The following is a 12,789-nucleotide window of genomic DNA, read 5'->3' as shown; positions in this document are numbered from 1 at the left end:
GGGAGGGGCCCCCCCCCCCCCCCCCCCCGCCCGCCGCCCCCGGCTTCCGCTGCCGCTCCCGCCCTGCCCCCGCGTGCCTACTGCGCGGCCAGCTCCCGCAGCACCGCCGCCAGCCGTGTCGTGCGCTCCTTCGCCACCGGCCCGGCCACCGCGGCCGCCAGCGCCTGCTCCGCGCCCTGCACGACCGACAGGTGCCGCTCGCCGCGGCTGAAGGCGGTGTAGACCCAGCCGCGGGTGAGCAGCGGCCCCGCGTCACCCGGCACCACCACGACCGCCGCCGGCCAGCGGATGCCCGCCGCCTGGTGGCCGGTGACGGCCCAGCCGTGCCGGACCGTGGCCCCGACCTCCGCGCGCGGCACCAGCACCGGCCCGTCCGCGCCCGCCAGCCGCAGCCCCTCCTGGTCGGCGCCCACGACGGTGGCCGGATACGTACGGCCCGGCGCCGGCACATGGACCACCCGGTCGCCCGGGTCGAAGCCGCCGAACCGGCCGGGGCCGGGGTTCAGCCGCTCCTTCAGCGCCGCGTTCAGCGCGCGGGTGCCGACCGGGCCGCCGTGCGCGAGGGTGATCACCTGCGTGTCACCCGGCGGCACCCCGAACGCGCGCGGCACCGAGTCCGCGACGAGCTGCACCGCGCGGTGCACCGCCTCGCCCGGCGCCCGCACCGGGACCACCACGACCTCCTTGCCCGGCGCCTCCACCGCGGCCAGCTCCCCGACCGCCACGTACGAGGTGAGCTCGCCGATCGGCCCCGGGTCCGGCGTGCGCGAGGTGACCCGCGGGAACGCCTTGGAAGCGAGCAGGTCGGCGAACGCGCGGCCCGGACCGGCCGACCACAGCGTGTGCGGGTCCCCGCTGAGCACCAGCCGGGCACCGTCCGGGACCGCCTCGACCAGCGTGGCGGCCTCCTCGACGGACAGCTGCGGGGCGTCCAGCACCGCGAGCAGGTCCAGCGGCAGGCTGCCGTCGGCGGCCCGGCCCCCCGCGAGCAGCTCTACGACCGTCCGCGCGCCCTCCGCGCCGATCCCGGGGACCTCGGCCAGCCGCCGCCGCCCGCTGTCGGTGTACGCGGCGGCGTACGCCCGCAGGCCCGCCGCCCGGGCGGCCGCCACCAGCGCGGCGGGCTCCGCGCGGGCCGCCTCGCCGCCGGTGTGCAGGACCAGGCCGCTCGCGCCCGCCGCCCGGATCAGCTCGGCCGCGGACGGCGACGGGGCGGCGGCCGCGGCGGCCTCCCACCCGGGCGCCTCGTCCTCCCGCGGGCCCTCGAAGGACCGCAGCAGCCGCACGCAGCCGTCGGCGAGGCTCTCCTCCGCCAGGGCGTACCGGTCCAGGCCGAACAGCAGCCGTACGGGCGCCGGTTCGCCGTCCTCGCCGTCCGCGCCGTCCTCGCCGCCCTCGGCATCGCCGGCGTGCTGTGCGGCGCCCTCCGCGCCCTCGGGCGCCTCGCGGAAGGCCAGCACCCGGCCCTCCTCCACGGCCGCCGCGAGCCCGGCGTCCGGGTCCGGCACGGAGTAGCGCGCGAGCGCCGTACGCAGCGTGTCCGCGCCCAGCGCGGTGTGGCCCTGCTCGGCGGCCCGGTCCAGCACATGGCTCACCAGCGCCCGCACCCGCCGCTCGTCACCCGGGCCGGCCGCCTCGCCCAGCACCGCCCGCGCGAACGCGTCCACCTGCTCCACGCCGACCCGTACCCCCGGCAGGCCGAGCACGCTCCACGGGTCGGCCCGCACCAGCTCCGCCGCGCCCTCCCCGAGCGCCCGCACCACCGGCTCCGCCAGCTCCCCGGGCGCCCCGCCCCCGGCCAGGACCTCCCGCGCGGCCGCCACCGCCACCGCGTCCAAGGGGCCCCGGACCGCCGCACCCGCGGCAGCGGAGCGCGGCTCCGGGCGCTCCCGGACTGCCCCCGCGGCCTCCTTGCCGAGCGGACCGGACGACGACGGCTCCCTGCCCCGGGCGTCCACCTCGGCGCTGTCCGTGCCTTCGGGCGCGGCCGGGTCGCTGTGCGGGCTCTCCCCGTCGTCGTCGCCCGTGCCGCCCGCGTCGGTGGCGGTGGCGGGGGCGGGTTCGGGGTCACCGTCAACGGCGTCCGGCGCGCTCGGGCCCGCGTCTGCGTCCGCGTCCGGCGCCGCGGAACCACCCGCCGGGACGGCCTCCGCCGCCTCCAGGGCCTGGAGGCGGGCGGTCTCCTCCGCCATCGCCTCGCGCCGCTTGCGCCGGGCCTCGGCCGCGTCGCCGCGCGGGGCGGGGGCCGCCGGGCTCTCACCGCGCTCGATGGAGCGCATCGCCGCCGCCAGGCTCGCCAGGTCCGGCTTCCCGGCCGGGCCGGGGCGCGCGGCGGGCACGGCGGGGCCGTCCGCGGTGGCGGCGCTGCCGGTGGCCGGGGGCGCGGTGGAGTCGTCGGACGGGGTCGGGGTGGTCACGCGGAAAGCCTCCGTGGAGCGGGACGACCGCGCCGTACAGCACTCAAGGAGCGGTACGGCGCTCAGAGAGTGGTCCAGTCGTGGTCCGGGTAGCGGTGCAGCGGCGCCGAGACGTCGTCCAGGGCCGAGCAGATCTCTTCCGGCAGCGTAAGGCCCTCCACCGACAGCGCGGTGCTCAGCTGCGCGGCGTTGCGCGCGCCGAGGATGGGCGCGCTGACCCCGGGCCGGTCCCGTACCCAGGCGAGCGCGACGTGCAGCGGGGACACCGCCAGCCCGTCGGCCGCTATGGCCAGCGCGTCCACGATCAGCCCGGCGGTCTCGTCGAGGTAGGGCGCGACGAACGCGGCCATCTCGGAGGAGCCGCGCGAGCCCTCGGGGGTGCCGTTGCGGTACTTGCCGGTGAGCACCCCGCGCCCGAGCGGCGACGACGGGAGCAGCCCCACCCCGAGGTCGACCGCGGCGGGCAGCACCTCGCGCTCGACCCCGCGCTGGAGCAGCGAATACTCCATCTGCGTACTGGCCAGCGGGGTGCGCCCGGGCGACGCGAGCTGCCAGGACGCGGCCTTGGCGAGCTGCCAGCCGCAGAAGTTGGAGACGCCGACGTAGCGGGCCCGGCCGCTGCTGACCGCGATGTCGAGCGCCTGGAGGGTCTCCTCCAGCGGCGTGTCCGGGTCGTAGGCGTGCACTTGCCACAGGTCGACGTGGTCGGTGCCGAGCCGCTGGAGCGAGGCGTCGAGCGCGGCCAGCAGGTGCCCCCGGGAGGTGTCGAACCGCCGGTCCGGGTCGGGCACGCTGCCCGCCTTCGTGGCGATCACCAGATCCGAGCGGGGCACCAGGTCCTCGATCAGCCGGCCGAGGAGGTATTCCGCGCCTCCGTCCGCGTACACGTCAGCGGTGTCGACCAGTGACCCGCCCGCCTCCCAGAAGGACTTGAGCTGGTCGGCGGCGTCCCGTTCGCCCGTGTCGCGCCCCCAGGTGAGCGTGCCGAGCCCGAGCCGGGACACGCGGAGGCCGGTGCGGCCGAGTTGCCTGTGCTCCATGACCGCTGAGGCTAGCGAACGGCCCCGCAAATGGGGAGCAGTGACGTACCCGACAGGCGCGTTCGCCGGGCCGAGGCGCTAAAGTCCGGGGGGACAACGACGTTACTGGCCAGTACGCAGTTAGGGGAGCGCTATGCGGCTCGGGATCAACCTCGGCTACTGGGGTGCCGGGATGGACGCGGACAACCTCGCCGTCGCGCAGGAGGCCGACCGTCTCGGGTACTCCGTGTGCTGGGCCGCCGAGGCGTACGGGTCCGACGCGCCGACGGTGCTGTCCTGGGTGGCCGCGCAGACCGAGCGGATCGACGTCGGCTCGGCGATCCTCCAGATCCCCGCGCGCACCCCCGCGATGACCGCGATGACCGCGGCCACCCTGGACAGCCTGACCGGCGGCCGGTTCCGGCTGGGCCTGGGCGTGTCCGGGCCGCAGGTCTCCGAGGGCTGGTACGGCGTCAGGTTCGACAAGCCGCTGGCCCGCACCCGCGAGTACGTCGACATCGTCCGCAAGGCGATGACCCGCGAGCGGCTGTCGTACGAGGGCGAGCACTGGACGCTGCCGCTGCCGGGCGGCCCCGGCAAGGCGCTGCGCCTGACCGTGCACCCGCAGCGCGAGCACATCCCGCTGTACATCGCGGCGATCGGCCCGAAGAACCTGGAGCAGACCGGTGAGATCGCCGACGGCGCCCTGCTGATCTTCCCGTCCGCCGCGCACCTGGCCGAGACCGCGATCCGCCCGCTGCGGGCCGGCCGGGAGAAGGCCGGGCTGACGATGGACGGGTTCGACGTCTGCCCCACGCTGCCGCTGTCGCTCGGCTCCCTCGCGGACCTGCCGAAGCTCGCGGACACCTTCCGCCCGTACACCGCGCTGTACGTCGGCGGCATGGGCAGCCGCAAGCAGAACTTCTACAACCAGCTCGCGCGGCGCATGGGGTACGAGCGGGAGGCCGCCGACATCCAGGAGAAGTACCTTGCCGGCGAGAAGGAGGCCGCCGCGGCCGCGGTGCCGCAGGAACTCATCGACTCCACCTGCCTGTTGGGGCCGGTGGAGCGGATCGCGGACCGCATGAAGGAGTACGCCGCCGCGGGCGTGACCACGCTCTCGCTCGCCCCGTCCGGGTTCACGCTGGAGGAGCGCCTCGCCGGCCTGCGCGCGGGCGTCGAGGCGCTGACCCTGGCGGGGCTGGCCTAGGACCTCCCGGGCTGCCCCGCCCTTCCCAACTGCTCGGGTCCTAGCCGCTCGGGACGAGGCGGGACAGCAGGCGGCCGAAGTCGATGAGGCGGGCGATCTGGCCGGGGCCGCCGTCCTCCAGGGACTTGCTGAACCGGAAGGACTCCGGGCGCAGGCGCGCAGTGACGTGCGGCGGCGGGGCGTCCGGGTCGGGCTGGATGGTGGTGACCTCGTGGGGCATGGCGGTGGCCAGCACCAGGTAGACCCCGCGGTCCACGCGGTGCCCGCGCTCGTCGTGCCCGACGAGCGTGCGCATGCCGATGTGGCCGATCGCGTCGAGGGGCAGCACCTGCACCGAGGAGTCCAGCACGGTCCCGCCCGGGGCGCTCTCGTCGGCGGACTCCTCGCTGTGCCACAGGATGAGCCGCCGCCCGTCGCAGACCGCCGCCTCCTGCCAGATCGAGGTGCCGGCCTCCGTCAGGTCCACCACCCGCTCCAGGGTGAAGCCGCGCACGCGGCGCCGGCCGAGCACCCCGCCGATCGCCTCCAACGCGATGTCCGGGTGCAGGAAGTAGGCCTGCACGGCGTCCCTCAGCCGGGGGTGGGCGGACCAGTCCGCGCCTGCGGTACCCACGCCCAGATCCGTCATCGGGCGGCTCCTCGTCGCCTTGCTGAACATCTCCACACCTGCTTCGCGGTCCCGACTCATCAGGCCGACTCGACCCGTCCCCCGTTGCACCTTACCCACGGGGAGTGACAAGCCGGAGCCTGCGGGCGAGGACCGGCAAACCCCGACCGGCCGCCGGGCGCACGGCTCCTGACGGGCATGCAAAGCACAGGCAACGGGGCGTCAGGCGGGAGCAAAACACGGTCAGCGGCGAGCAAAGACGCTCGGAAAACGGGCCGGGCGGCGGGCGGCCCCTCGGCGGCCGTGGTGGGGGCTCGGGGGGATCTTCCCCGCCACGGCCGTCACCCAGCACAACGCGCCTGCCCGGAAGGGGTTACGGTGGCGGACATGCCCACCGTGATCCTCGTCCGGCACGGCCGTTCGACCGCCAACACCGACGGCGTACTGGCCGGCTGGACCCCCGGCGTCGCCCTCGACCACACCGGGCGCGCCCAGGCCACCGCGCTCGCCGCCCGCCTCGCCGCGCTCCCGCTGGCCGCGGTCGTCGCCAGCCCCCTGGAGCGCTGCCAGGAGACCGTCGGCCCGCTGCTGGCGACCCGGTCCGAACTGCCGCTGCACACCGACGACCGGTTCGGCGAGTGCCACTACGGCGACTGGACCGGCCGGAAGATCGGCGAGCTGGTCGCGGAGCCGCTGTGGGAGACCGTGCAGCGCCACCCCTCCGCCGCGGTCTTCCCCGGCGCCGAGGGCGAGTCGATGCGGGCGATGCAGGCCCGCGCGGTCGACGCCGTACGGGACTGGAACGCCCGGATCGAGGCCGCGCACGGCCCGGACGCGCTGTACCTGGTCTGCTCGCACGGCGACGTCATCAAGGCGCTGGTCGCCGACGCGCTCGGCATGCACCTCGACCTCTTCCAGCGGATCAACGCCGACCCCTGCTCGGTTACGGTGGTCCGCTACACCCCGCACCGGCCGTTCCTGCTGCGGCTGGGCGACACCGGCGACCTCACCGGGCTGATCCCGGTGCCGCCGGCCGAGGGCGCCGCGGACGCGCGCGCGGCGGGCCGGATCGACCCCGGGGACGCGGTGGTGGGCGGCTCGACCGGCACCTCGTGATCTCCTTCCGCAGTAGGGTGGATGACCGGCGGCCCGCGCCCCGGTGTGCCGCCCGCCACCAGCACAGTCGATCCATCCGATCGCGTCGAGTAAACGGAGCAGGGCGTGCCCCGTCAGGTCTTCTTCTACGAACACCCGGAGCGTTTCGTCGCCGGGACCGTCGGTCAGCCGGGACAGCGGACGTTCTTCCTCCAGGCCACCGCGCTGGGCCGGACCACCAGCGTGGCGCTGGAGAAGACGCAGGTGGCCGCGCTCGCCGAGCGCATCGACGAACTCCTGGACGAGGTGGTGCGCAGGACCGGCGGCAATGCCGCGGTGCCCGCCGTCGCCCCCAGCGAGATGCTGGACGCCGCCCCGCTGGAGGTGCCGGTCGAGGAGGAGTTCCGGGTCGGCACCATGGCGCTGGCGTGGGACGGCACCCATGAGCGGATGGTCATCGAGGCACAGGCCCTGGTGGAGCTGGTCGGCGGGGACGAGGAGGAGCTGGAGGCGGCCGAGGAGCAGCTGCTCCAGGACGACGAGAACGGCCCGCCGCTGCTGCGGGTGCTGCTCACCGGCGCGCAGGCCCGGTCGTTCGCCAAGCGCGCGCTCGACGTGGTCTCCGCCGGCCGCCCGCCCTGCCCGCTGTGCAGCCTGCCCCTGGACCCGGAAGGACATGTATGCCCGCGCCAGAACGGGTACCGGAGGTCGGCCTGAGCACCGGGACGGACCCGGGGACCGGCACCGCGGCACCGGCCGTCACTCCGGCCGTCACTCCGGCCGTCGCTCCGGCCGCGTTCGACCCGCGGGACATCGAGGCGCTGCGCCACGGCGAGCTGACGGTGCGGGGGCAGATCCGCGACGCGTCCAACGCCGTGCTGCTGTGCGAGAGCACCCACGAGGGCCACACCGTCGTCTGCGTGTACAAACCGGTACGCGGCGAGCGTCCGCTGTGGGACTTCCCCGACGGCACCCTCGCCGAGCGCGAGGTCGCCGCCTACCTCGTCTCCGAGGCCACCGGCTGGGGCCTGGTGCCGCCCACCGTCCTGCGCGACGGACCTTACGGCGAGGGCATGGTCCAGCTGTGGATCGACTCCGCGGACGAGGACGACCCGGACGACGACGACCCGGCCGAGGACGCCGGTGAGGACGCGGGCGCGGACGAGGAGGCCGGCGGCGCGGGGGGCGCCGGTGCGCTGCTGGCGCTGACGGAGGACCTGGAGCCGGCGCCGGGCTGGAAGGCGGTCGTCCGCGCCGAACTCGACGGCGGCGGCACCGCGCTGCTCGTCCACGCCGACGACCCGAGGCTGCGCCGGCTGGCCGTCCTGGACGCCGTGGTGAACAACGCCGACCGCAAGGGCGGCCACCTGCTGGTCGCCGCCGACGGCCGGCTCTACGGCATCGACCACGGCGTGACCTTCCACACCGACGACAAGCTGCGCACCCTGCTGTGGGGGTGGGCGGGCGAGCCGCTGCCGCCCGAGGCCGCCGACATGCTCCGACAGCTCGGAGCCGACCTCTCCGGCCCGCTCGGCGACCGGCTGGCCGAACTCCTCACCCCCGCCGAGACCGCCGCCCTGCGCGCCCGGGTGGACCGGCTCCTGGCCACCGGCGTCCATCCCTCGCCCTCCGGCGAGTGGCCTGCCATCCCCTGGCCGCCGGTCTGATCGGGCTGGAGGGCCTGGTCACGGGCGGGTTTCCGCCGGGCCCGCGAGGAGTGGGCGCGAGGCCGCCCGGTTACCCTCATCTCATGCATGCCTGGCCAGCCTCCGACGTCCCCGCCCTTCCGGGCACCGGACGCCCCCTCCGTCTGCACGACACGTCGACCGGGGGACTCGTGTCCGTCGAGCCCGGTCCGGTCGCCCGCCTGTACGTCTGCGGGATCACCCCGTACGACGCCACCCACATGGGGCACGCGGCGACCTACAACGCGTTCGACCTGGTGCAGCGGGTGTGGCTCGACACGAAGCGCCAGGTCGAGTACGTGCAGAACGTCACGGACGTGGACGACCCGCTGCTGGAGCGGGCCGCGGACACCGGGGACGACTGGACCGCGCTCGCCGAGCGCGAGACAGCGCTGTTCCGCGAGGACATGACGGCGCTGCGGCTGCTGCCCCCGGCCCACTACATCGGCGCCGTCGAGGCCATACCCGGCATTGTGCCGCTGATCGAGCGCCTGCGGGAGGCGGGCGCCGCCTACGACGTGGACGGCGACGTGTACTTCTCGGTCGAGTGCGACCCGCACTTCGGCTCGGTCTCCCGCCTGGACGCGGCGGCGATGCGGGTGCTCTCCGCGGAGCGCGGCGGCGACCCGGAGCGCCCGGGCAAGAAGAACCCGCTCGACCCGATGCTGTGGCGCGCCGAGCGGCCGGGCGAGCCGAGCTGGGACGGCGCGTCCCTCGGGCCCGGGCGGCCCGGCTGGCACATCGAGTGCGTGGCGATCGCGCTGGACCATCTCGGGATGGGCTTCGACGTTCAGGGCGGCGGCTCCGACCTCGCCTTCCCGCACCACGAGATGGGCGCCTCGCACGCGCAGGTGCTCACCGGCGGGTACCCGTTCGCGAAGGCGTACGTCCACGCCGGGATGGTCGGCCTCGACGGCGAGAAGATGTCCAAGTCCCGCGGCAACCTCGTCTTCGTCTCCGCGCTGCGCAAGGACGGGGTCGATCCGGCCGCGATCCGGCTGGCGCTGCTCGCGCACCACTACCGGGCCGACTGGGAGTGGACCGACGCCGTCCTCGCCGACGCCGTCGCCCGCCTCGGCCGCTGGCGCGCCGCCGTCTCCCGCCCGGACGGGCCCTCCGCCGACGCGCTGCTCGAAGAGGTGCGGGCCGCCCTCGCGGACGACCTGGACGCGCCTCGCGCCCTCGCCGCCGTCGACGCCTGGGCGGCCTCGCAGGCGGCGGGTGGGGGTACGGACACAGGTGCCCCCGGGCTGGTCTCCCGCACGGTCGACGCCCTCCTGGGCGTGGCCCTGTAATACGGCGCGCCGCTACTCGTCGCCGTCTTCCCCGGAGGAGCCGGAGCCGCTCTCGCCGTCGCCCTCGGCCTCGTCAGGAGCGGACTCCGGCTCCTGACGGGGCTCGGGTTTGGCGCGGAAGTTGGGCACCCCGTCCGTACCCTCGCTCGTCGCGTAGTCCCCGGGGTCGCGGCGCCGCAGGTACCGCTCGAACTCCTTGGCGATGGCCTCGCCGGAGGCCTCCGGCAGCTCCGCGGTGTCCCGCGCCTCCTCCAGCGTCTGGACGTACTCCGCGACCTCGCTGTCCTCCGCGGCCAGTTGGTCGACGCCGACCTGCCAGGCGCGGGCGTCCTCGGGCAGCTCGCCCTGCGGGACGCGCAGGTCGAGCAGGTCCTCCAGCCGGTTCAGGAGTGCCAACGTGGCCTTGGGGTTGGGCGGTTGGGAGACGTAGTGCGGCACCGCGGCCCACAGGCTCACCGCGGGGATGCCCGCGTGCGTGCACGCCTCCTGGAGGATGCCGACGATGCCGGTGGGGCCCTCGTAGCGGGACTCCTCCAGGTTCATGGTGGCGGCCAGGTCCGCGTCGGAGGTGACCCCGGAGACCGGGACGGGCCGGGTGTGCGGGGTGTCGCCGAGCAGCGCGCCGAGGACGACGACCATCTCGACGCCCAACTCGTGGGCGAAGCCAAGGATCTCGTTGCAGAACGAGCGCCACCGCATGCTGGGCTCGATCCCGCGCACCAGCACCAGGTCGCGCGGCTTGGGCGACTGGATGCGGACCACCGACAGCCGGGTGGTGGGCCAGGTGATCTTCCGGGTGCCGCCGTCCATCCACACCGTGGGCCGGTTGACCTGGAAGTCGTAGTAGTCCTCCGCGTCGAGTGCCGCGAAGACCTCGCCCTTGAACTCCCGGTCGAGGTGGTCGACCGCGGTGGAGGCCGCGTCCCCGGCGTCGTTCCAGCCCTCGAACGCGGCCACCATGACCGGGTCGATCAGCTCGGGAACACCCTCCAGCTCGATCACCCAGCTCCTCCTTCCGGCCGGCGGAGGCGGCGGTCCGCCCCCGTACCGGCTTGCCGTGCGCGCGGTGTACGTCCACGTGCGGGAACAAGCCTACGGCGTCGGGGGCGGTGCGCCGCAGTCCGCGCCGGGGCCGGCGCCCCGCGCGCCGCCCCGCACACCCCGCCGGCCGGCTCCCCGGCCACCGGAACCGGAATACGTCGGATCTGTTGTCGATGATTTCCGGCCTCCCTCTGGACGGAGCGCACCATACGGGGCTATACATCGGATCACCGATAGAGATCCGATGTCTCGTGACGGGAGAGTGCATGAGTCCGACCATCACCGGGGTCGAGGTGTCCGACATCCGCTTCCCGACCTCGGAGCAGCTCGACGGCTCGGACGCCATGAACCCCGACCCGGACTACTCCGCCGCCTATGTGGTGCTGCGCACCGACGGGCCGGACGAACTGGCCGGACACGCGCTGTGCTTCACCATCGGCCGCGGCAACGACGTCGTCGCCGCCGCGATCGGCGCCCTGCGCCCGTACGTGGTCGGCCGCACCGTGGACAGCGTCACCGCCGACCTCGGCGGCTTCGCCCGCCTGCTCACCCACGACTCGCAACTGCGCTGGCTCGGCCCGGAGAAGGGCGTGATGCACATGGCGGCCGGCGCGGTCGTCAACGCCGCCTGGGACCTGGCCGCCCGCCGGGCCGGCCGCCCGGTGTGGGAACTGCTGGCCGGGATGACCCCGGAACAGCTCGTGGACCTGGTCGACTTCCGCTACCTCGGCGACGCGCTGACCCGCGACGAGGCCCTGGAGATATTGCGCCGCGCCGAACCCGGTCGCGCCGAGCGGGCGCGGCGGCTGCGCCGCGAGGGCTACCCCGCCTACACCACCGAGCCCGGCTGGCTCGGCTACACCGACGAGAAGCTGACCCGGCTGGCCCGCGAGGCGGTCGCGGCCGGCTTCACCCAGATCAAGCTGAAGGTCGGCGCCGACCTCGACGACGACCTGCGGCGGATGCGGCTGGCCCGGGCGGCGGTCGGCCCGGACATCCGGATCGCCGTCGACGCCAACCAGCGCTGGGAGGCGGCCGAGGCGATCACGTGGATGCGCGCGCTCGCCCCCTACGACCCGTACTGGATCGAGGAGCCGACCAGCCCCGACGACGTGCTCGGGCACGCGGCGGTGCGCGCCGGACAGCCGGTGCCGGTCGCCACCGGCGAGCACGTCGCCAACCGGGTGGTGTTCAAGCAGCTGCTCCAGGCCGGCGCCGTGGACTTCGTGCAGATCGACGCGGCCCGGGTGGCCGGGGTCAACGAGAACGTGGCGATCCTGCTGCTGGCCGCCAAGTTCGGCGTGCCGGTCTGCCCGCACGCCGGCGGCGTCGGCCTGTGCGAACTCGTCCAGCACCTCTCGATGTTCGACTACGTGGCCGTCTCCGGCAGTTGGGACGACCGCGTGATCGAGTACGTCCCCCACCTGCACGAGCACTTCACCGACCCCGCGGTGGTGGCGGGCGGCCGCTACCGGGCGCCCACCGCCCCCGGCTTCTCCGCCCGCATGGTCCCCGCGACCCTCACCGACTACCGCTACCCGGACGGTCCGGTCTGGGTGGCCCGACAGGAGCTGGCAGCCCGATGACCGACGTCCCGCACACCCCCGTCCCCACCGCCTCCGCCCAGGACCTCACCGGCCTGACCGCCCTGGTCACCGGCGGCGCCTCCGGCATCGGCGCCGCCACCGCCCGGCTGCTGACCGCCCGCGGCGCACGCGTCGCCGTACTGGACCGCGACCCCGCGGGCGCCCCCGAGGGCACCGTCCCGGTCCAGGCCGACGTCACCTCCGACCAGGCGGTGCGCGCCGCGGTCGCCGAGGCCGTCGGCACCCTGGGCAGCCTGCACATCCTCGTCGGCAACGCCGGGATCGGCGCCGTGGGGACGGTGGAGGACAACGCCGACGACGAGTGGCGGCGGGTGCTGGACATCAATGTGCTCGGCCTGGTGCGGACCGCCCGCGCCGCCCTGCCGCACCTGCGCGCCGCCGCGGCCGCCCGCCCCGGCAGCGCCTCGATCACCCACACCTGCTCCATCGCGGCCACCGCCGGCCTGCCCCAACGGGCCCTGTACAGCGCCAGCAAGGGCGCCGTGCTCGCCCTGACCCTCGCGATGGCCGCCGACCACGTCCGCGAAGGCGTCCGGGTGAACTGCGTCAACCCCGGTACGGCCGACACGCCGTGGGTCGGCCGGCTGCTCGACCAGGCCGGCGACCCGGCCGCCGAGCGGGCCGCGCTCAACGCCCGGCAGCCGATGGGGCGGCTGGTCAGCGCCGACGAGGTCGCTGCCGCGATCGTCTACCTGGCGAGCCCCGCGGCCGCGAGCGTCACCGGGGCCAGTCTCGCCGTGGACGGCGGCATGCAGGGCCTGCGGCTGCGCCCGTCGGCCGACTAGGGTCCTGCCTGCCGCGACGGACCCCCGT

11 protein-coding genes are annotated in these 12,789 nt (G+C 75.4%); 7 read left to right on the top strand and 4 right to left on the bottom strand.

Features of this window, described 5'->3' with window-relative positions; all coding sequences use genetic code 11:
- Window positions 1–77: 77 nt before the first annotated feature.
- Together AC3EVP_RS35985 and AC3EVP_RS35980 are read right to left on the bottom strand one after the other, a co-directional pair.
- The gene (locus tag AC3EVP_RS35985; RefSeq protein WP_435137745.1) at window positions 78–2,192 is read right to left on the bottom strand and encodes a helix-hairpin-helix domain-containing protein; all 2,115 of its coding nucleotides are present in this window, start codon (window positions 2,190–2,192) and stop codon (window positions 78–80) included.
- Window positions 2,193–2,479: 287 nt separating this feature from the next.
- Window positions 2,480–3,457, bottom strand: a complete 978-nt coding sequence (locus AC3EVP_RS35980; protein ID WP_335979601.1) for an aldo/keto reductase — start codon at window positions 3,455–3,457, stop codon at window positions 2,480–2,482.
- Between the two features lie 133 nt (window positions 3,458–3,590).
- Here AC3EVP_RS35980 and AC3EVP_RS35975 point away from each other — a divergent pair, with 133 nt between their 5' ends.
- Window positions 3,591–4,646 (top strand): LLM class F420-dependent oxidoreductase, encoded by a 1,056-nt coding sequence (locus tag AC3EVP_RS35975; RefSeq protein ID WP_335979602.1) that lies wholly within the window; start codon window positions 3,591–3,593, stop codon window positions 4,644–4,646.
- A gap of 40 nt (window positions 4,647–4,686) precedes the next feature.
- On the opposite strand, the gene AC3EVP_RS35970 is transcribed toward AC3EVP_RS35975, so the two are convergent.
- Entirely contained in the window at window positions 4,687–5,274 is a 588-nt protein-coding gene (locus AC3EVP_RS35970; RefSeq protein WP_335975275.1) for a hypothetical protein, read from the bottom strand.
- Window positions 5,275–5,640: 366 nt separating this feature from the next.
- On the opposite strand from AC3EVP_RS35970, the gene AC3EVP_RS35965 reads away from it, so the two are divergent.
- The 4 genes from AC3EVP_RS35965 to mshC all read left to right on the top strand — a co-directional run bounded on the left by AC3EVP_RS35965 (window position 5,641) and on the right by mshC (window position 9,328).
- The gene (locus AC3EVP_RS35965; protein ID WP_335975278.1) at window positions 5,641–6,369 is read left to right on the top strand and encodes a histidine phosphatase family protein; all 729 of its coding nucleotides are present in this window, start codon (window positions 5,641–5,643) and stop codon (window positions 6,367–6,369) included.
- Between the two features lie 105 nt (window positions 6,370–6,474).
- Window positions 6,475–7,065 (top strand): DUF3090 domain-containing protein, encoded by a 591-nt coding sequence (locus AC3EVP_RS35960; RefSeq protein ID WP_335975281.1) that lies wholly within the window; start codon window positions 6,475–6,477, stop codon window positions 7,063–7,065.
- Complete coding sequence (locus AC3EVP_RS35955; RefSeq protein WP_435137738.1) at window positions 7,029–8,015, top strand: SCO1664 family protein; 987 nt, start codon at window positions 7,029–7,031, stop codon at window positions 8,013–8,015. Before AC3EVP_RS35960 ends, AC3EVP_RS35955 begins: the two co-directional genes overlap by 37 nt.
- An 83-nt stretch (window positions 8,016–8,098) precedes the next feature.
- Window positions 8,099–9,328, top strand: a complete 1,230-nt coding sequence (mshC, locus tag AC3EVP_RS35950; protein ID WP_335975284.1) for a cysteine--1-D-myo-inosityl 2-amino-2-deoxy-alpha-D-glucopyranoside ligase — start codon at window positions 8,099–8,101, stop codon at window positions 9,326–9,328.
- Between the two features lie 12 nt (window positions 9,329–9,340).
- Here mshC and AC3EVP_RS35945 read toward each other — a convergent pair whose 3' ends face one another.
- Window positions 9,341–10,330 carry a PAC2 family protein gene (locus AC3EVP_RS35945; RefSeq protein ID WP_435137734.1) on the bottom strand — a complete coding sequence of 330 codons (990 nt, stop codon included), beginning with the start codon at window positions 10,328–10,330 and terminating at the stop codon, window positions 9,341–9,343.
- Window positions 10,331–10,635: 305 nt separating this feature from the next.
- On the opposite strand from AC3EVP_RS35945, the gene AC3EVP_RS35940 reads away from it, so the two are divergent.
- Together AC3EVP_RS35940 and AC3EVP_RS35935 are read left to right on the top strand one after the other, a co-directional pair.
- A complete protein-coding gene (locus AC3EVP_RS35940) occupies window positions 10,636–11,955 on the top strand; it encodes an enolase C-terminal domain-like protein (RefSeq protein ID WP_435137731.1) in 1,320 nt (439 codons plus the stop codon).
- Complete coding sequence (locus AC3EVP_RS35935; protein WP_435137728.1) at window positions 11,952–12,761, top strand: SDR family NAD(P)-dependent oxidoreductase; 810 nt, start codon at window positions 11,952–11,954, stop codon at window positions 12,759–12,761. Before AC3EVP_RS35940 ends, AC3EVP_RS35935 begins: the two co-directional genes overlap by 4 nt.
- Window positions 12,762–12,789 lie beyond the last annotated feature (28 nt).

The organism is Actinacidiphila sp. bgisy144 (genome assembly GCF_057708105.1).
The sequence above is the reverse complement of the archived record's forward strand: the minus strand, read 5'-3'. Positions and strand labels throughout refer to the sequence as shown.

Excerpts from the sequence above, each read along its gene's own strand:
- AC3EVP_RS35985 (WP_435137745.1), bottom strand. The coding sequence starts at position 2,192 with ATGGCGGAGGAGACCGCCCGCCTCCAGGCCCTGGAGGCGGCGGAGGCC.
- AC3EVP_RS35980 (WP_335979601.1), bottom strand. The coding sequence starts at position 3,457 with ATGGAGCACAGGCAACTCGGCCGCACCGGCCTCCGCGTGTCCCGGCTC.
- AC3EVP_RS35975 (WP_335979602.1), top strand. The coding sequence starts at position 3,591 with ATGCGGCTCGGGATCAACCTCGGCTACTGGGGTGCCGGGATGGACGCG.
- AC3EVP_RS35970 (WP_335975275.1), bottom strand. The coding sequence starts at position 5,274 with ATGACGGATCTGGGCGTGGGTACCGCAGGCGCGGACTGGTCCGCCCAC.
- AC3EVP_RS35965 (WP_335975278.1), top strand. The coding sequence starts at position 5,641 with ATGCCCACCGTGATCCTCGTCCGGCACGGCCGTTCGACCGCCAACACC.
- AC3EVP_RS35955 (WP_435137738.1), top strand. The coding sequence starts at position 7,029 with ATGCCCGCGCCAGAACGGGTACCGGAGGTCGGCCTGAGCACCGGGACG.
- mshC (WP_335975284.1), top strand. The coding sequence starts at position 8,099 with ATGCATGCCTGGCCAGCCTCCGACGTCCCCGCCCTTCCGGGCACCGGA.
- AC3EVP_RS35940 (WP_435137731.1), top strand. The coding sequence starts at position 10,636 with ATGAGTCCGACCATCACCGGGGTCGAGGTGTCCGACATCCGCTTCCCG.
- AC3EVP_RS35935 (WP_435137728.1), top strand. The coding sequence starts at position 11,952 with ATGACCGACGTCCCGCACACCCCCGTCCCCACCGCCTCCGCCCAGGAC.